General features: G+C 41.9%; 16 protein-coding genes and 1 pseudogene. 8 read left to right on the forward strand and 9 right to left on the reverse strand.

Going from position 1 to position 18,599, the window contains the following annotated elements; all coding sequences use genetic code 11:
* The first annotated feature begins 52 nt into the window (after positions 1 to 52).
* From ODU39_RS00085 to nrdI, 5 genes and pseudogenes are all read left to right on the forward strand, one after another.
* Positions 53 to 964 (forward strand): annotated as a pseudogene (locus tag ODU39_RS00085) (aldo/keto reductase family oxidoreductase).
* Between the two features lie 9 nt (positions 965 to 973).
* Positions 974 to 1,426, forward strand: coding sequence for a GNAT family N-acetyltransferase (locus ODU39_RS00090; RefSeq protein ID WP_099809737.1), 453 nt, complete (start codon positions 974 to 976; stop codon positions 1,424 to 1,426).
* A 222-nt stretch (positions 1,427 to 1,648) separates the two neighbouring features.
* Positions 1,649 to 3,400, forward strand: a complete 1,752-nt coding sequence (gene aspS / locus ODU39_RS00095) for an aspartate--tRNA ligase (protein WP_398579588.1) — start codon at positions 1,649 to 1,651, stop codon at positions 3,398 to 3,400.
* Positions 3,387 to 4,325 (forward strand): YitT family protein, encoded by a 939-nt coding sequence (locus ODU39_RS00100; RefSeq protein ID WP_398578138.1) that lies wholly within the window; start codon positions 3,387 to 3,389, stop codon positions 4,323 to 4,325. Before aspS ends, ODU39_RS00100 begins: the two co-directional genes overlap by 14 nt.
* 76 nt (positions 4,326 to 4,401) lie before the next feature.
* Positions 4,402 to 4,854, forward strand: coding sequence for a class Ib ribonucleoside-diphosphate reductase assembly flavoprotein NrdI (nrdI, locus tag ODU39_RS00105; RefSeq protein WP_009911016.1), 453 nt, complete (start codon positions 4,402 to 4,404; stop codon positions 4,852 to 4,854).
* A gap of 151 nt (positions 4,855 to 5,005) precedes the next feature.
* Here the strand turns inward: nrdI and pulA are convergent, their stop codons facing one another.
* The 6 genes from pulA to ODU39_RS00135 form a co-directional block, all read right to left on the reverse strand.
* Entirely contained in the window at positions 5,006 to 7,057 is a 2,052-nt protein-coding gene (gene pulA, locus ODU39_RS00110) for a type I pullulanase (RefSeq protein ID WP_398579589.1), read from the reverse strand.
* Positions 7,058 to 7,080: 23 nt separating this feature from the next.
* Positions 7,081 to 8,064, reverse strand: a complete 984-nt coding sequence (locus ODU39_RS00115; protein ID WP_002936122.1) for a LacI family DNA-binding transcriptional regulator — start codon at positions 8,062 to 8,064, stop codon at positions 7,081 to 7,083.
* 9 nt (positions 8,065 to 8,073) lie between these two features.
* The gene (locus ODU39_RS00120) at positions 8,074 to 8,784 is read right to left on the reverse strand and encodes a hypothetical protein (protein ID WP_228476549.1); all 711 of its coding nucleotides are present in this window, start codon (positions 8,782 to 8,784) and stop codon (positions 8,074 to 8,076) included.
* Positions 8,785 to 8,915: 131 nt separating this feature from the next.
* Entirely contained in the window at positions 8,916 to 9,758 is an 843-nt protein-coding gene (locus ODU39_RS00125; protein WP_024407722.1) for a sugar ABC transporter permease, read from the reverse strand.
* A gap of 1 nt (position 9,759) precedes the next feature.
* Positions 9,760 to 11,055 (reverse strand): sugar ABC transporter permease, encoded by a 1,296-nt coding sequence (locus ODU39_RS00130; protein WP_009911009.1) that lies wholly within the window; start codon positions 11,053 to 11,055, stop codon positions 9,760 to 9,762.
* A 212-nt stretch (positions 11,056 to 11,267) separates the two neighbouring features.
* Positions 11,268 to 12,527, reverse strand: coding sequence for an extracellular solute-binding protein (locus tag ODU39_RS00135; protein ID WP_044758459.1), 1,260 nt, complete (start codon positions 12,525 to 12,527; stop codon positions 11,268 to 11,270).
* Positions 12,528 to 12,828: 301 nt separating this feature from the next.
* On the opposite strand from ODU39_RS00135, the gene malQ reads away from it, so the two are divergent.
* Positions 12,829 to 14,349, forward strand: coding sequence for a 4-alpha-glucanotransferase (malQ, locus tag ODU39_RS00140; RefSeq protein ID WP_398579590.1), 1,521 nt, complete (start codon positions 12,829 to 12,831; stop codon positions 14,347 to 14,349).
* Between the two features lie 39 nt (positions 14,350 to 14,388).
* Here malQ and ODU39_RS00145 read toward each other — a convergent pair whose 3' ends face one another.
* On the reverse strand, positions 14,389 to 14,571 hold the full coding sequence (locus ODU39_RS00145) for a hypothetical protein (RefSeq protein WP_002937045.1): 183 nt from the start codon (positions 14,569 to 14,571) through the stop codon (positions 14,389 to 14,391).
* Positions 14,572 to 14,682: 111 nt separating this feature from the next.
* Between ODU39_RS00145 and ODU39_RS00150 the strand changes: the two genes are divergently transcribed.
* Entirely contained in the window at positions 14,683 to 15,207 is a 525-nt protein-coding gene (locus tag ODU39_RS00150) for a hypothetical protein (RefSeq protein ID WP_172077770.1), read from the forward strand.
* Between the two features lie 53 nt (positions 15,208 to 15,260).
* Here ODU39_RS00150 and ODU39_RS00155 read toward each other — a convergent pair whose 3' ends face one another.
* Both ODU39_RS00155 and argS read right to left on the reverse strand, forming a co-directional pair.
* Positions 15,261 to 16,175: an SH3 domain-containing protein gene (locus ODU39_RS00155; RefSeq protein ID WP_053866789.1), complete on the reverse strand. Its 915-nt coding sequence runs from the start codon at positions 16,173 to 16,175 to the stop codon at positions 15,261 to 15,263.
* Between the two features lie 184 nt (positions 16,176 to 16,359).
* Positions 16,360 to 18,048: an arginine--tRNA ligase gene (gene argS / locus ODU39_RS00160; RefSeq protein WP_044763751.1), complete on the reverse strand. Its 1,689-nt coding sequence runs from the start codon at positions 18,046 to 18,048 to the stop codon at positions 16,360 to 16,362.
* A gap of 106 nt (positions 18,049 to 18,154) precedes the next feature.
* Here argS and argR point away from each other — a divergent pair, with 106 nt between their 5' ends.
* Entirely contained in the window at positions 18,155 to 18,595 is a 441-nt protein-coding gene (gene argR / locus ODU39_RS00165; RefSeq protein ID WP_002937036.1) for an arginine repressor, read from the forward strand.
* The last annotated feature ends 4 nt before the right edge of the window (positions 18,596 to 18,599 follow it).

Raw genomic sequence — 18,599 nt, forward strand, 5'->3', positions numbered from 1 at the left:
TCCCTTTTCTGTTATAATGAATAGAAGAAAAACGCTTACAAGGAGAAGACATATGCAAGAATTAGGACAGACAGGTTTACAGGTTTCTCGAATTGCTTTAGGCTGTATGCGAATGGCTAGTTTGACAGAGCAGGAAACTGCTAAAGTGTTAGATACAGTCGTTGGGTAGGGAATCAACTTTTTCGATCATGCAGATATTTATGGTGGAGGTGAGTCAGAAATCCGTTTTGCTCAGGGAGCAAAATTGGCAGGATTGAAACGTGAGGACATGCTTCTCCAATCAAAATGTGGCATTCGTAAAGGCTATTTTGATTTCTCAAAAGAGTATATTTTGGAATCTGTAGATGGGATTTTGAAGCGCTTGGATACAGATTATTTGGATGTTCTCGCCTTACACCGTCCGGATGCTCTGATGGAAGCAGAGGAAGTGGCAGAAGCCTTTTATCTCTTGAAAAAAGCAGGGAAGGTTCATCATTTCGGCGTCAGCAACCAAAACATTTACCAAATGGAGTTATTGCAATCCTATCTCGATCAATCGCTTGCAGTTAATCAATTGCAGCTATCTCCTGCTCACACGCCTTTGATTGATGCCGGACTACATGTCAATATGAAAGATGATGCTGCAACTATGCGTGATGGTGGGCTGATTGATTATTGCCAGCTTAAAAAAATCACTATCCAAGCCTGGTCTCCTTTCTTGATTGATTTGCAACGAGGTATTTTTGCCAATCATCCAGATTATGCTCTTTTAAATCAAACGATTGGGGAAATAGCAGAGCGATACAATGTTTCACATGAAACAATTGTCGTGGCTTGGATTTTGCGTCATCCAGCTAAGATTCAAACCATTGTTGGGTCCATGAATCCAGAACGTTTGACCAAGATTGCACAAGCTAGTGAGATTACCTTGACTCGGCCAGAATGGTACGAAATATATAAAAGTGCAGGCAACATCTTGCCCTAGGAGGAAGCTATGCAGTGGGAAATAAAAGCATTTGACCAATTAAGTTTACAGGAACTTTACGGTATCTTGACACTGAGAGTTGATGTCTTTGTTGTTGAACAGGCCTGTCCCTATCCTGAAGTTGATGGAAAGGATCCAAACTGTCTTCATCTTTTGGGAACTGATGAAGGAGAGTTAGTGGCTTACTTGAGAATCTTGCCAGCTGGTCTAAGTTATGATGAAGTTTCCATCGGTCGTGTGGTCATCAAGTCAAGTCATCGTGGCAAAGGTTTAGGTCGACCAATGATGGGGCAGGCAATTCACTTTATTACAAACGAATGGAAAGAAAGTCAGATTAAAATCGGTGCCCAAGCCCATTTAGAAAAGTTCTATAGTTCGTTAGGTTTTGAGCCAGTTTCAGAAGTCTATTTAGAGGACGGTATTCCTCATTTAGATATGCTTTATACTAAACCAGTCGTTTAAGGCTGGTTTTTTTCACAAGTAATGTCATATAAGAGATCGTTTTTTGAAGGAATACGGCCTGTATTTTTAGAAAAAATAAGGCTGAGTATCTGAATAAAAAGTCTAAGATAGGTCTGCTGGACGGTGAATACAGTTTCTTAGATTTTTCTCGGCAATTTCCCCCAAAAATCAGCCATTTTATGGTAGAATGAATAGGTATAAAATCAGTAAAAGAGGAAGAAAATGAAACGTTCTATGTACGCTGGACGTGTTCGTAAAGAACATGTCGGACAGGAAATTACTTTGAAAGGTTGGGTTGGCCGTCGTCGTGACTTGGGTGGTCTGATTTTCATTGACTTGCGTGACCGTGAAGGTATTATGCAATTGGTGATTAACCCTGAGTCAGTTGAAGCTGAAGTGATGGCAAAAGCGGAGAGTCTTCGTTCCGAGTTTGTTATCGAAGTAACAGGAACGGTTGTGGAGCGTGAACAAGCTAACGACAATATCCCGACAGGAGCTGTTGAACTGCAAGTAACCAGCTTGACAGTGTTGAACACGGCTAAGACAACTCCGTTTGAAATCAAGGATGGCATTGAAGCTAGTGATGATACCCGTCTTCGTTACCGTTATTTGGATCTTCGCCGTCCAGAAATGCTCAACAACTTCAAATTACGTGCAGCTGTAACCCACAGCATTCGCAATTATCTGGATGACTTGGAATTTATTGATGTGGAGACGCCAATGTTGACTAAGTCAACACCAGAAGGTGCACGCGACTACTTGGTGCCATCTCGTGTGTCAAAAGGTCATTTCTATGCATTGCCACAAAGTCCACAGATTACTAAGCAGCTTTTGATGAACGCCGGTTTCGACCGTTACTACCAAATCGTTAAGTGTTTCCGTGATGAGGACTTGCGTGGAGACCGTCAACCTGAGTTTACACAGGTGGACTTGGAAACCTCATTCTTGAATGAAGTTGAAATCCAAGACATCGTAGAAGGCTTGATTGCTAAGGTCTTGAAAGATACCAAAGGAATCGATGTGACCTTGCCATTCCCTCGTATGGCCTATGACCATGCTATGAACTTCTATGGTTCAGACAAACCAGATACTCGTTTTGAGATGCTTTTGCAAGACTTGACAGAACTTGTCAAGGAAGTTGACTTCAAAGTCTTCTCAGGAGCACCAGTTGTCAAAGCCATTGTAGTCAAGGGTGCGGCGGATAGCTACTCACGTAAAGACATTGATAAATTAACAGAATACGCCAAACAATTTGGTGCCAAGGGACTTGCTTGGGTGAAAGTAGACAAGGGAGAATTAGCGGGTCCAGTTGCTAAGTTCTTGACAGGTATTACAGATAAGTTGACAGCAAGTTTACAACTTGAAGATAAGGACCTGGTCCTCTTTGTGGCGGATGAATTGGAAGTAGCCAATAATACCTTGGGAGCTTTGCGTAACCGCTTGGCAAAAGAGCAAGGTTTGATTGACGAAAGAAAATTCAACTTCCTCTGGATTGTAGACTGGCCAATGTTTGAGTGGTCGGAAGAAGAAGGTCGCTACATGAGTGCCCACCACCCATTCACTTTGCCGACAGAAGAAACAGCTCATCATTTGGATGGTGATTTGGCGCAAGTGCGTGCAGTTGCCTACGATATTGTTTTGAATGGTTATGAATTGGGTGGCGGTAGCCTTCGTATCAACCAAAAAGACATGCAAGAACGGATGTTCAAGGCTCTTGGTTTCTCACCTGAAGATGCGCATGAGCAGTTTGGTTTCTTGCTTGAAGCTATGGACTACGGCTTCCCACCACACGGTGGATTGGCTATCGGTTTGGACCGCTTTGTCATGTTATTGGCTGGTGAGGATAACATTCGTGAAGTTATCGCCTTTCCGAAGAATAACAAGGCATCTGATCCGATGACACAGGCACCAAGTACGGTTGCGTCAGCTCAATTAGAGGAATTAGCTTTAGACATTACACTTGAAAATGAATAAATTTTTCAGAAAACAGCGTGTACGCTTTTTAAGAAAGGCCAGAAAGAATAAGTTTTGGTCGGTCATTTTGGGAATTTCTCGGGAAAAATATGCTGAACGGATATCGGGGTCCATTATTTATGGACTCCTATCTAGTATTGCAGTCAATTTTTTCTTTAGACCAGGGAATGTCTATTCGTCTGGAGTTACTGGTCTTGCACAAATTGTTTCTGCTCTGGCAGCTTCTTACGCTGGTTGGAATGTACCGATTGCGGTGGTCTACTACGGTCTGAACATCCCCTTGCTTATCTTAGCCTGGTATAAAATTGGTTATAAATTTACTATCTTTACCTTTATTACGGTATCCTTCAGTTCTTTCTTTATCCAATTTATGCCGCCAGTTACCCTGACGACGGATCCGTTAGTCAATGCTATTTTCGGTGGTCTCATGCTGGGAACTGGGATTGGCTTTGCGCTTAGGAACAATGTATCTAGTGGTGGTACTGATATTGTCTCTATTATTATTCGCAAGAAGACGGGACGTCAAGTTGGCTCCATTTCCTTGATTGTCAACATTATGATTATGTTGATTGCAGGGATGACCTTTGGCTGGCAATATGCCCTGTATTCAATGGTTGCGCTGTTTATTTCCAGTCGCATGACAGATGCGATTTTCGTGAAACAAAAACGGATGCAGGCCATGATTATTACCAATCATCCTGAACGAGTCATTAAGAAAATCCATAAGAAGCTCAATCGCGGTGTGACCATTATCAACGGTGCTGAGGGTGCTTATAACCATGAGCAAAAGACGATTCTCATTACCATCATCACTCGTGCAGAGTTCAATGATTTCAAGCATATTATGAAAAAGGCAGACCCCGAAGCCTTTGTATCGGTAGCTGACAACGTCAATATTATTGGTCGGTTTGTGGAAAGTGACTGATTGACAAACACTACATGTAGGAGTAAAATAGTATTTACAGTCTACATGTAGTGTTTTTATTATAAAGAGGAAATGTATGAAGAAGAAAATATATTTGGTTTACATTAGTTTGAGTGGCAATACAGAAAGTTTTGTGAAACGCCTAAAGTCCTTTTTCCAATTTCAAACTGACTGGGAGATTGAACTGGTCCATGTTAAAGATTTGGTCAAGCAGGATATTCCTTTCTATCAGCTAGATGCACCCTTTGTCGCCTTTTTACCAACCTACTTAGAAGGTGGAAATGGAGTGGACAACGGAGATGTGGAAATTCTGACCAATCCTCTTGGAGATTTTATCGCTTTGGGGACAAATGCAGAGCTCTGTCTGGGTGTCGTTGGCTCAGGCAATCGGAATTTCAACAACCAATATTGTCTGACTGCTAAGCAATATGCTGAGCGATTTAATTTTCCTGTTATAGACACCTTTGAACTTAGAGGGATGCAGAATGACATTGAACGCATTGGTCGGAAGATAATGGAATTGATGTAAAGAGCCTCAACTCAGCTTTATGCTGGGTTGTTTTTTTGTCACACAAAAAAACTCACCAGCGTGACCAGTGAGTTTTAAGGAGATTATGAAAAATATTTAGGATTGACTATAGTATACCTCAGACTATATCGTGTTTCATCGGTCTAAAGTCCTATTTGTCTTCTAAAATGCAAATACTCTGTCCTGCAATTGTGATTTTTTGCTGATCACACTCTTCGACTGGAGGATAGTTGTAGAGAACTGTCTTATTTTTTTCACGTTCATAGGTAAAGTCGCTATCCGCAAAGTTGATGATAAATTGAATGGTCTTTTCTTCACTTGTCACTTGATAGCGAAGAACATATTCAGTTAACCAGTAGAAATCACAAGTTTCTTGGATACTTTCGTAGTTATCCTGGCTGAGTATTGGATTATTTTTGCGGAAGGTAATTAATTCCTGAATGAATTCGATATGTTCCTTATAGCGAATAGCTCGTGTCCAGTCCAGACGGTTGATACGGTCAGGGACATTGTAAGTATTATCTATTTCATCTTTTGTACGGAAAAATTCCTGTCCGCTGTGAATGAAGGCCATACCCTGAGAGATTAAGATGAGCTGGAGACCAAAACTTGCAGCACGTTTCTGCTGTTGAGGTGTCCAGTTTGGATTCTCAATATGGAAATAGTCAAATGCTGTAGCATTATCATGGCATTCGATGTAGTTGAGGGACTGTTGAGGCGTTAAGAAATGGCTTAATCGGCTACCAGTCAGGAGATGTTGTACCTTTTCGTGCAATTGCTTATCTACTAGACGGTTTGGATTGAGCAAGAGTTTCTTAAAGGTATCACGGTAATCGTCATTGAAGAAGCTGATTTCAGGTAAATGCTCTGCATTATACTGGTGAGCCAGCTTTTCAAATTCGAGGCCTGTTGCCATTTTCCAGCCTTCGCCATAGAGGTAGACATTTGGGTGAATGGCAGATAATTCAGTTTGAATCTGGTTGATTGTTTCGCTATCTAAAATACCCATAAGGTCGAAACGGAAGCCATCAAAACCATAGAGTTCTAGCCATTGGCGAAGGGATTGTTTGATGTAGTTGCGGACCATACTGCGCTCGCTGGCAACGTCGTTACCGCAGAATGTCCCGTCTGTTCGCATGCCGTGGTCATCATAGCGATAGAAGTAGCCTGGAACGATAAGCTCAAATGCGTACTTTTCAGCATGATAGACGTGGTTGTAAACAACGTCCATAATAACGGAAATATCTGCATCATGGTAGGCCTGAATAGCTTCTTGTAGCTCTAGAATACGTGCGTAAGGATCATTTGGTTGGCTAGAATAGGAACCTTCTGGCAGATTGTATTGCATAGGGTCGTAGCCCCAGTTGTAAACAGCTTGGGGTTTATTTTCATCCACACTGCCAAAATCATAAACAGGCAATAATTGAATATGGGTAACGCCTAGTTCTCTGATGTAATCCATTCCTAGCTTCATTCCATCCATGATAGGAGACTCTGTCAATCCGAGAAATTGACTGCGATGCTTGAAACCAGCTTCTTTTTGCCATGAGAAATCACGGACGCTCATTTCATAGATAATGGCCTGAGAGATAGGTTGTTGGGTCTTAGCACGACGGATTTTATGAAGTTTATCTGGATTGATAACGTAGCTGTCACCTGAGTTGGCTGTGGAAGACAGGGCGTAGGGATCGTGAACGGAAATCCATTCACCGTTTACTTTGTGGAGATAGTGATAGCTGTGCGCTTCTAGGTCTCCTTCAACAGTAATTTCCCAAACTCCTTTTGCTCCCTTAGTCATTGCACGTGGGTTTCCTTCTAGAACAAGAAAAACTTGCTTAGAAATAGGTGCCCATAACTTAAAGGTTGTTGCCTCTGGTCGATAGGTTGCTCCCAAGTCTTGCCCATTGTATGTATAACTTTGTTCAAAAAGTGTAGAGCGAACGATATGACCATAGCCGAGTTCAGCTTTATTACGGTCCTGGTCGTAGATGGTATAGTCCTTGTCCAATGTCAATGCATGGAGGCTGGTTAGATAATAGATAACGAGATTATCTACTTCTAGACAGGAATGGATAAAAAGTTGAGACGTAGCATCATTTGATTCGAGTGAGAAGCTCATATGTTCGGAGTCGAATCGTTTTTCCATGACCAAGCGAATAGTTGCTACATCATCAAGGAATGCTTGGAATTGTCGTAATGCCATGAGCCAAAAGGCTCCTTTCTAAGTTAGAGTTCGGTAATGGTATGTGGAATGACACGTCGGTAGCAGACTTGCTTGTCTTCCTTGTTGTCATTGATGATTTGGTGCAGAGTGTTGAATGCGACACGTCCTAGTTTAATAGCGTGGACGTCAACGTAGGCTTCAATATCTAGTTTTGGCTTGACGGAGTCGAAAGAAATGATAGGAAGTTTAACTCCGACTTCGTTGAGATATTTGACAACACCTTCGGCAACGGAAGTGTCGGTTGTGACGATTGCATCCAGGTCTTGTTTGAGTAATTTCTTAGAAATTTTATAGGCACTGTCTTCGAGAAGGAAGCCAGACACAAACTTGACCTTGTTTTCATCCAGGGGAATATTGTGTGATTTAAGGGCGTTCTTGTAACCTGTATAACGGTCTTGAGATACGACCAACTCTTTGTTACCAGCGACGAAGGCAATGTTTTTGTAACCTTTATTGATGAAGTAGTTGGTAGCTTCAAAGCCGGCCTGGATATTATCATTATCAACTAGTGATATGAATGGAGAATCCGCCTTACCAAGAATGAGGAAGGGGAATTTGTGTTGGATAGCCAATTGTACCAATGGATCGTCGGGCTTGGAATAGAGGAAGATGAGGCCGTCCACTCGTTTGCCGTAGACCATCTGAGAAATCGCTTCTAGACGTTGTTCTTCATTCTTTCCTGTGGAGATTTGGATGGCATAATTATGATCTGCTGCAACTTGAGAAATTCCTCGTAAGGCAGTAGGGAAGAAGGGGTTTTGATAGAAAACATCCGAGTCATCTGGCAAAACCAGTCCGATAACCTGTGTATAGCTAGAAACTAGGCTTCGAGCGTTGAGGTTTGGATGGTAGTTGAGATCCGCCATGGCTTTCCTAACCAAGTCTTTCGTTTTTTGGCTAATGGCAGAGCTATTTTGAATGACACGAGTAACTGTAGATGGCGAGACACCAGCTAATTTAGCCACATCTTTGATGGTTGCACGCATATAGACCTCCTAGATTTCATCTCTGAATTTTGTTTTGAAAAATACCCATAACAAGCATAGCACAAATAGGATATTTTGTATGGTTAGAAGGGTAGTCACAGGTTGACCAAATAGTCCAATTAGACAGGCTATAAGAGTAGGCAGGCCCAGACAGTTGAGAGCAAAATTATAGCACTCTGCAAACGTTTCAAAATGGAAGAAACGAGACTTTTTAGTCAAAAAGAGGAAGAAGCTGGCTCCTAGTAAGATGAAGAGTAGGTTTGTTGTTAAAATAAAGGTCGAAATAAGAGTGATGGACAGTCCGACAGCTGCTCGGTTGGCTTGATACCATTTTTTAGAGATGGCTGCAGTTAATGTCTCCTTACTAGCAAAATCGTCAGTATTCAAACCTTCATAAGTCAATTCGCTTAGAATATCACTTCCTTTACGAATAGTCAGAGACTGATTGGCGAATTGATAAGTAAAGTCAGAACTAGAGCTAACGGTATCACCAAATGTCACTTGCTCCCAGTTAGTATTTCCAGTATAGGTTAGGTGGTTGTTTTCGATGACTGCATGTTGACGGAGGTCATCTACGACCTGATCTGTCAGAGGTGAATAGATACCTTCTACGAAATTTTCTAAAGGATAGGTTTCGAGATTGACAGTCTGTAGGGAGCTCGGAATGAGCAAGAGCGCCACTAAAAAAAGCGTTGTAAACAACCGTTGCCAAAGGTTCATTAGTCTACGATTGGCAAACATATTTCTTGGAGAGAAGATACTAGAAAAATAGGAAAAAGGATATGGGAGCATTCGTTGGACCTTTCATAAATATCAATGTTTCCCCTGAAAAGGGAAAAGGTGGGACAGGGTTATCCCTTGTCGCCACCGCTTGTTAAACCAGATACAAAGTTCTTTTGTAGGAAGAAGAATAGGATACTGATAGGGAGGGCAATAAGAATGGCACCTGCCGCAAAGTAGGCAATCTTCATATTTTTCACATCACTGATGAAGGTTTGAAGGCCGACAGCTACAGTATAGAATTCTTTTTCACGAAGCAAGAATTTGGATAGGATGTAATCTCCAAAAGGTCCCATGAAGGCCCAGAGCGCTTGTACAGCAATCATTGGACGAACGAGTGGGAGGACGATTTGCCAGAACCGTCTGAAGTGACCGGCACCGTCTAGTTTTGCAGATTCATCAAGTGAGATTGGCACCGTATCGAAGTAGCCTTTCATGAGCCAAGCGTTCATTGGGATACCACCACCGACATAAAGGAAGATGAGGAACCAGCTTTGGTTGAGCGCATTGAGCATGAGGGCCATAACGAAGAAGGCGGTAAGAGCAGCCATGGTTGGTACCATTTGGATAATCAAGAAGAAGACCAAACTCTGCTTACGAGCGATGAAGTTATAGCGACTATAAGCGTAACCCGCTAGTACCACTATACTTGTTTGAATAACCATTGTCAAGAGAGCAATGATAAGCGTATTGAGGTACCAGGTTCCGTATAGAGTCTCGCTAAAGAGCTTGCTGAAATTGTCTAGTGTAAAGTTGATATTGCTATCCAATTTGAAGGCAACCACGTTACCAGACTTGAAGGCGGACATGATTGTAATCAAGAGAGGATAGATGATGATAACAGACAGAACAATCAGATAGAGATAGGTTAAGGTCTGATTGATTCTACGTCTAAATTTTACAGATAATTTCATCTTATACATCCTCCATTTCAAAAGCATTTAGTTTTTTGAAAGCAATCATGGAAATACTGATGACAATCATTGAGATAATCAATGTAACTGCTGCCGCCATTGAGTATTGAGGTGATGTACCTGTGGTTAATTTATAAATCCATGAAATCAAGATGTCAGTTGAACCTGCTCCACCACCGACGCTACCAGGACCACCATTGTTGAAGAGGTAGATGATAGAGAAGTTGTTGAAGTTGAAGGTGTATTGACTGATTAGTGTTGGAGCTGCTACTGCTAAAATCATCGGAAGGGTGATGTTACGGAATTTTTGAATGGCACTTGCACCATCAATGTAAGCAGCTTCGTACAAGTCGTTTGGAATGGATTGTAAAATACCCAAGGTCAAAACATAGATATAAGGGAAACCAAGCCAAGCCTGCATCATAATGAGAGCAACTTTAGTCCAGAATGGGTCGGTCTTCCAAGGGATAAGGAAATTATCGATGAATGGTAGGAATTTGCTCAAGAATGGCAATACCTGTGTGTTAATAGCGCCGACACTATCGTTGAACATGTTACTAAAAGTCAAGATAGTTACGAAGGCAGGAACAGCCCATGGGAGCAAGAAGATAACACCGAAGATACGTTTTCCTTTGATGAATGGTTGATTTGCGATGATGGCTGTCAAGATACCGATAACAATTTGAGCTGTTGAAGCGCAGAGTGCCCAGATAATTGTCCAGCCAAGTACAGAACCAAATGCGGTACGGAATGTGCTTAGTTTCCAGATGTTTGTAAAGTTGGTAATACCAATCCAATCCAACAATGCGCTTGGTGGCAGGTGTTTGAAGTCGTAGTTTGTAAAGGCGATAAACAATGTAACGACAACTGGGAAGATGATAGCAAAGGTCATCGCAATATATGATGGGATAATCAAGAGATATGGGAAACCATTCTCATAGATACCTTTTACCATTTCTTTTAATGTGGTAGCCACTGGCATCCCTGAATTCCATCGTTTCGCAGTATCACGTGCGTCTTTTAGGTTGAGTGCATAGAAAGCGAGATAGACAACTGTGATAATTAAGTGGAAAGAACCACGAATCAGCATGAATAGCGAATTATCTTGTCCACGAACACTACCGAGGGTAATCAAGTTGCCTAATTCACCAGCTGCAATAGCAATAAAATAAACAAGGAAGGCAAGCGTAACACCTAAAAAGATGTATCCTTTGGCTTTTTGTTTATTGTAGATTTGTCCGAGACCAGGGATCAGGGACAAAAGGAGTGCCTTACCTGGATTTTGTTTCATAGTCATAGTCTCCTTATATAGCTTCTGAATAGATGGTGGATGTTATCGTCATTTAGTTTTTCTTTTATTACTTCGTTAACTCGCCTTGCCTAACTTCAGTTATGCCTGCGGCTCATTGCCTCGTACTAAAAGTAAACTAAAAGACTATATCTATTCAGTTTATCGTTAAGTAATAAAGTAGACTGGGAAGAGAACTCCCAGTCCAACTTTAAACTTGACTAGTTGCTGTGTTTTTGAGCAATTTCGTCTGCAATAGCTTTCACAGCGTCTGTTGCAGCAGTCTTAGCGTCTTTTGAACCACTTGCAGCTTCGAAGAGCATGTTACCAGCTGGTGTCCAAACTGAACCCATTTCTGAGATGTTTGGCATTGGTTGAGCTGAAGCAAACTGGTTGATAACTGCAGTTGTCAATTCGTCTTTTTTGCTTACAGCATATTCACGAGCTTCAGTGTTAGCTGGAACTTCGTTTGTAGCGTCGTAAAGTGCTTTTTGTTGGTCTGTAGCAGTCAAGAAGTCAACAAACTTTTGAGCCATTTCTTGGTTTTTAGCACCTGCTGGAACAACCCATGCTTTACCACCACCGAATGCTGAGTAGTTTTTGCCGTTTACAAGAGTTGGTATTGTTGCTACACCATAGTTTACACCAGCTTCTTTATATGAAGCTGCTTTCCAAGGACCTTCGATGATAGCAGCTGCTTTACCGTCTGTAAATTGAGTGTTAATCAAGTTGTTTGCAGCAGTACCGTCTTGAAGACCTTGAGGCCATTTTTCGTACCAAGTTTTAGCGTATTCAATTGCTTTGATGGCACCTTCATTAGCAAGTCCGATGTCTTTTGGATTTGTACCATTTTCACCGAATACATAGCCGCCGTAACCAGAAAGAAGTCCGTATGTATAGTAGAAATTCGTCCAGTCAGCTAGGAATGCTGAAGTTTTACCCTCTTCACCAGCAAATGCGTATTTACTGTCTTTAGCAAGTGTTTCAAGTTCTGCAAATGTTTTAGGAGCTTCAGTCAACAAGTCTTTGTTGTAGTAAAGAACAAGTGTTTCGATAACCGCAGGTGAACCATAAACTTTACCACCGTTTGTTACAAGAGCAGTTGTTGTGTCATCTGCTTTGCTATCATCTGCAAGAGTCAATTCAGATAGTTGACCTTCAGAACCAAGGCTACCTACACGGTCGTATGGTGCCATCATAACGTCTGGGGCTGAACCTGATTGGTTATCCAATGATAAGTTATCCAAACCAGTTAAAGCATCACCAGTTTTAACGGTAACAGATACACCATTTTCTTTTTCGAAGCTAGCTTTGACATCGTTGATGTAAGATTCATAACCTTGGTCAACGTAGACAGTCAATTCTTTGCTACCTTCAGCAGACTTAGATGCCTCTGTTGATGAACCTGAGTTTGAGCATGCAGCTAAAACAGCAGTTGATGCAGCAAGAAGAGCAACGCTCTTAAGGAGATTGTGTTTCATTTTCTTCCCTCCGAAGATAAATAGTTTTGTGTGACGCTTGCTTTGCGCAAACGTTTTCCTAAGTTGACTTCATTATACACTAGATTGAATCCGTTTGCAAGCGTTTTTATAAAAATTTTTAAAATTTTTTTGAGTTTAAAAAAATATAAGAATTTTTTTGCACATATTAATGAAAAGAAATATGGAATGGCATGTGAACTAACAGAATTAAATGGAAATTTCTTGATTTGTTACCGTTTTCAGTATATAATAAAAAAGAGAAAACGTTTGCGTTGTGCAAGCGGATTAGATAGGAGAACTTATGAAAGTAAGACAGAGTGGTGTGCTGATGCACATTTCATCATTACCAGGAAAATATGGAATTGGTTCCATGGGACAATCGGCCTATGAATTTGTTGATTTTTTGGTAAGAACTAAGCAACGCTATTGGCAAATCTTACCTTTGGGAACAACCAGTTATGGAGATTCTCCTTACCAGTCATTTTCAGCTTTTGCAGGGAATACTCATTTTATTGATTTCGATATATTGATTGAGAAAGGCTGGCTGGCAGCAGAGGATTTACAAGGTGTTGAGTTTGGGCAGAATCCTACAGAGGTAGATTACGCAGCCATTTTTTATGCTCGCCGTCCATTACTGGAGAAGGCAGTTGCCAACATGAAGGCACAAGGCCTGCCAGAAGATTATTGGATGTTCTTAGGGGAGAATGACTTTTGGATTCATACCTTTGCGGAGTATATGGCTATAAAAGAGCATTTTGATCTCAAACCTTGGACAGAGTGGGAAGATCAAGGGGCGCGCTTACGTTACCACGATACCTTGGAATATTATCGTCACTTGTTGGCAGATCGAATTGATTATCACCGTATTACACAATATTTATTCTTTTCGCAATGGAAGGCTTTAAAGGCTTACGCCAATGCCAAAGGTGTTGAGTTTGTTGGGGATATGCCGATTTATATCGCGGCTGATTCTGCCGACATGTGGGCTAATCCACATTTCTTTAAAACGGATGAAGAAGGCAAGCCGAGTGTGGTTGCAGGATGCCCACCAGATGCCTTTTCGGAAATTGGTCAGCTTTGGGGCAATCCGATTTATGATTGGGAAGCGATGAAACAAGACGGCTTCACTTGGTGGGTTGCACGTTTACGAGAATCTTTCAAGATTTACGATATGGTTCGTATCGACCACTTTATCGGCTTTGCCTCCTTCTGGGAAATTCCAGCAGGTGAAGAAACAGCTGTAAATGGCTATCGTGTCGAAGCACCAGGTTTTGAATTATTTGATACAATCAAGCGTGAACTCGGAGACTTAAATATTATTGCTGAGGATTTGGGATCTGTGACAGATAAGGTCATCCAATTACGTGATACGACAGGTTTTCCTGGTATGAAAGTCCTGCAATTTGCCTTTGACCCTGAGGGCGACAGCATTGAAATGCCACATAACCATCCTAATAATGTGGTGGCATATACGGGAACCCATGATAATGATACGATTCTTGGCTGGTACGAAAATGAAACAACGAAAGAATCGCGTGCATTCTTAGATAAGTACAGCAATCGTCGTGAGGGCGAAACGGTTAGTCATGCTCTCTTCCGCCTGCTCTTTGGTTCGCCTGCCTTTATGGCGGTGGCTACTATGCAGGACCTACTTGGTTTGGATGGTTCAGCTCGCATGAACTTGCCAAATACACTTGGTGGTAACTGGACTTGGAGAATGACGGCAGATCAATTGACACCAGAGATTGAAGCGGAATTGCTAGATCTTACAGAAACCTATCGTCGGGTTAATGTGCATTTGGTTGATGAAAAGTCAGAATAAAATGAACTCCTCTAAGCAGCTAACTTAGAGGAGTCTTTGTTATCTCTGTTGTCGGACATAGAGCCAGTAGCGAATCCAGTAGTAGATGGTGTAGAGTAGGCAGGCTACGATAGTCCAAATGAAAAATGTATTCAGTACTTTAGCAAGACTTGGCAATAACCAGTTAATCAGTAGAGTAACTACAAAAATAATCACTCCGATATAGGTGGGTAATTTCTTCATGAGTTTTCCTCCTTTGAATTTAGTATAACAAAATTATATTTGCAGTCAAATGAAATATATGATTGACAATATAAAAATATGAGTATAAAATATAGAAAAAAGGAGGCTATTATGAAAAGACCAATTCATTTGTATATCTTTGTTGTGCTGTCATCTATTGCGAGCGTAGTGCGTGTCTTTAATGTGTTTTTTGCGAAGTACGATGAGGCAGCTGTGCGTCAATTGTTGCAGAATTTTAATGTTGAGGGGATTGATGAGGCATATTTTACCTACATGAGAGAAACTATCAATTTCCAGACGAATCTTGTCAATAAGGCATTTGCAGTTGTGCTATTACTTGCTGTGATTGCGACGATTGTACTGCTTTTCCTCAAGAAAAATGAGCAGGCTTCTTATGCCTACCTGGGTTATCTTTTTGTAACTCTCTTATTTTCGACCTATGCTTTTATTGGTGAGAAAGGGTTGAGGCAAATTTATACTGATTCAGTTATGCGTCAGTCAGTAGAGGCGCAGGCAATGATGAATTATATTATTCGAGTTGTCCTATTTGCTATCTATTTTGGGGTAACTATTTTCTTCCATCTACGTAAACCGAAAGAAAAACCGAGCACAGCTATTAATTCGACAGATATTTAATGAAAAAGCACAGTCTAAAAAGATTGTGCTTTTAAATATTGTCTTTTTTGTGATCAGGAGATGGCGATGTAGCGTCGGGCACCTGAGTAACTGATATAGCTAATCCATGTGCGACCTTCGGCAGTAATAACTTTATCATAGCGAACGACTGAGCCAGCTCCGTAGAAGGTGATTTCAGGACTGGACAGACTTGGATTGTTGCGGACACTAGAGTAGGACTGGATGGTGTAGCTTCCTGATGCTGGTAGGCTGTTGTTTGTAGATTGAGTAATGGTAGGTTGGATAGCGATATAGCGCCGAGCTCCAGAATAGCTGATATAGCTAATCCATTGTTGTCCGTCGGCTTCAAGAACCTTGTCGTAGCGGACGCTTTCGCCAGCATAATAGTAATCGAGGGTAGGGCTAGATAGACTAGCTTGAGATTTGATGGCCAGTTGGCTGGTAAAAGTATAGGTGCCGCTTGGGGCTAAGGCGGGTTGAGAGTTGGTTGTTCCCGCTCCGAGGTCTTTAAAATGAATGTAGCCGCTAACGGCATTTTTGGGGATAACTCGCCTTCCGTAGGTATAGCGAACGCCGTAGTTGTATTCCTCAATCTCTACGGTATCTCCATTTACTGCAGAAACCCATGCGACATGCATGGGAGTTTCCCACCAGGCAACGGCGCCGACAGTAGGTGTCATGTTAACTTGATAACCTTCTTGTTTGGCACGATGGCCCCAAACATTGGCATCACCATAGGCAGGTGGTAATGTAAAACCGTTCACTGTGCTAAGTCGAAAGGCTACAAAGGAGGTGCACTGGCGTGTGTAGAGTCTCCATGGATCGACTGCATCAATTGCTGTGTAGGGATAGTCATCTCCTCGCGCATTGGCTGAGGCTGAAGGTGGGGATTGTAAATTGATACCGACAATGAAAATGGCGGCTAGAAGCTGACAGGCGATTCCTTTTCTTCTCAAGAATGTTTTCATTATTTCATTTCTCCTTGTGTAGTAGATGTAGAGGCATCACGTGTACCTCCCATCTATATATTCGTAATTGAAATGAATCTTTTTGATTTTCATTTGGCATAAGGAGTTGTTGTGATAAGGAATCGGAAACGATAGTAGGCAATGTGGTAGAAAAAAAGCCTCGGCTGATGGCCGAAGGCTTTGATTACATTTTTTCTGGTGCTTTTACGCCGAGAAGACGTAGAGCTTCTTTGAGGACAAGTCCTGTTGCGTAGGCAAGTGCTAGACGGCTGTCACGCTCTGGGCTTTCATCCAAGATACGCGTGTGTGCGTAGTACTTGTTGAAGGATTGAGCTAGGTTGATAGCATATTTAGCGATGAGAGATGGGTCAAATTTGTCGCCAGCACGTTCTACAACGTTTGAGAAGTTTTGGATGTGCTTGATGATTTCCCAGCTTTCTGCGTCAGCTAGTTTGTAGTCATTTTCTGCGCTTGGTACAAAGTTGGCTTTGCGCAGGATAGACTGGATGCGGGCGTATGCGTATTGTACGTAAGGACCTGTTTCGCCCTCGAAGGAAACCATAGCTTCTAGGTCGAAGTCGTAGCCATTGTCACGGTCGGTTTTGAGGTCGTAGAACTTAACAGCGCCGACACCAACTGCGTGTGCCACTTCTTCCTTGTTTTCAAGGTCAGGGTTTTTAGCTTCGATTTGAGTAAGGGCGCGTGAAATAGCTTCATCTAGAGTTGGCTCGAGTAGGATAATATTTCCTTTACGAGTAGAGAGTTTTTTCTTATCCTTGGTAACCAGACCGAAGGTGATGTGGGTCATATCGTCGCTCCAGTCGAAATCCATTTCTTTCAAGACAGCCTTGAGCTGTTTGAAGTGGTTAATTTGCTCCTGACCAACGACATAGATGCTTTTCACAAAATCGTAAGTGCGTTTGCGGTACATAGCTGTTGCCATGTCACGTGTGATGTAAAGTGTTGCACCGTCTGTTTTCATGATGAGGGCTGGTGGAAGATTGTAGCTTTCAAGGTCAACGATTCTCGCACCTTTAGATTCTTGAAGAAGCCCTTTTTCTTCTAAGATTTGGATGCCTTCGTCCATCTTATCGTTGTAGAAAGCTTCGCCATTATAGCTGTCGAAAGTTACATCGAGTTTGTCGTAAATGCGGTTGAATTCGACCAAGCTTTCATCACGGAACCATTGCCATAGCTCGTGAGCTTCTGGATCGCCATCTTCCAATTTTTTGAACCATTGACGAGCTTCTTCGTCCAACTCAGGCTTTTCTTCCGCTTCAGCGTTGATACGCACATAGAGTTTGAGGAGTTCTGAAATTGGGTCTGCTTCGACCGCAGCCTTGTCACCCCAAAGTTTGTAGGCAACAATCAACATACCGAACTGTTTACCCCAGTCACCCAAGTGGTTGATGCGGATTGGCTTGTAGCCAAGCTTTTCGTGGATGTTAGCAAGGGCATCACCGATAACGGTTGAGCGCAAATGTCCAACTGAGAATGGTTTAGCAATGTTTGGGCTAGACATGTCGATGGTTACATTGCGTCCTTGACCAATGTTGAGTTTACCGTATTGGTCTTTTTCAGTAATAACATCTGTCAAGACTTGGTGGGAGATAGCAGCCTTGTCCAAGAAGAAGTTGACGTAAGGACCAGTTGCAACAACGTTCTCAAAGCCAGTTGTATCGAGTTTTTCAACGATGTCCGCTGCGATAGCCTGTGGAGCCTTGCGTTCCACTTTAGCAAGTGAGAAGGCTGGGAAGGCAATATCGCCCATTTCTGATGATTTTGGTTTTTCTAGCAGATTGTAGATAGCTTCCACTTCCAAACTCGGAAGGATGGCAGCCAATCTTTCTGCAATCACTTGTTTTTGATTCATATAGGATTTCCTCCAAAGTTATTGATTCTATTTTAACACATTTCTAGGCTAATAGCGGGGAAAAGTGTTATAATATTTCTATAAATATACATTTTGAGGTAAAATGATGAATAAAGCAGGACGACATGATTTAATAAAGGCCATGATTCGTCAAGAAAAAATAGGGCGACAAACGGATATTCAGCAAGGTTTAGAGGCTCGAGGGGTAGTGGTAACCCAGACAACCTTGTCTCGTGATTTACGTGAGTTGGGAGTGATAAAAATTCATGAAAATGGGCGTTCATTTTATTCCTTAGCTATCGAAGAAGAGCGCGTGAATTTTATCCAATTATTGGCACAATATGCGTATAAAGTAGATAGGGCTAGTTTTATTCTGGTCCTTCATTCAGAGCTGGGAGAAGCGGCCTTGATGGCCAATATCATTGATGCAGAAAAGCCAGAGACTATTTTGGGAACGCTGGCGGGAGCTAATACACTTTTAGTTATTTGTCGAGATGATGTAGCGGCTCAGCAAGTTGAAGCGGAGATTAACTACTATTTGAATTAGAACA

Origin of the sequence: Streptococcus sp. 2021WUSS126 (genome assembly GCF_044427255.1) — a bacterium.
GTDB lineage: Bacteria > Bacillota > Bacilli > Lactobacillales > Streptococcaceae > Streptococcus > Streptococcus hashimotonensis.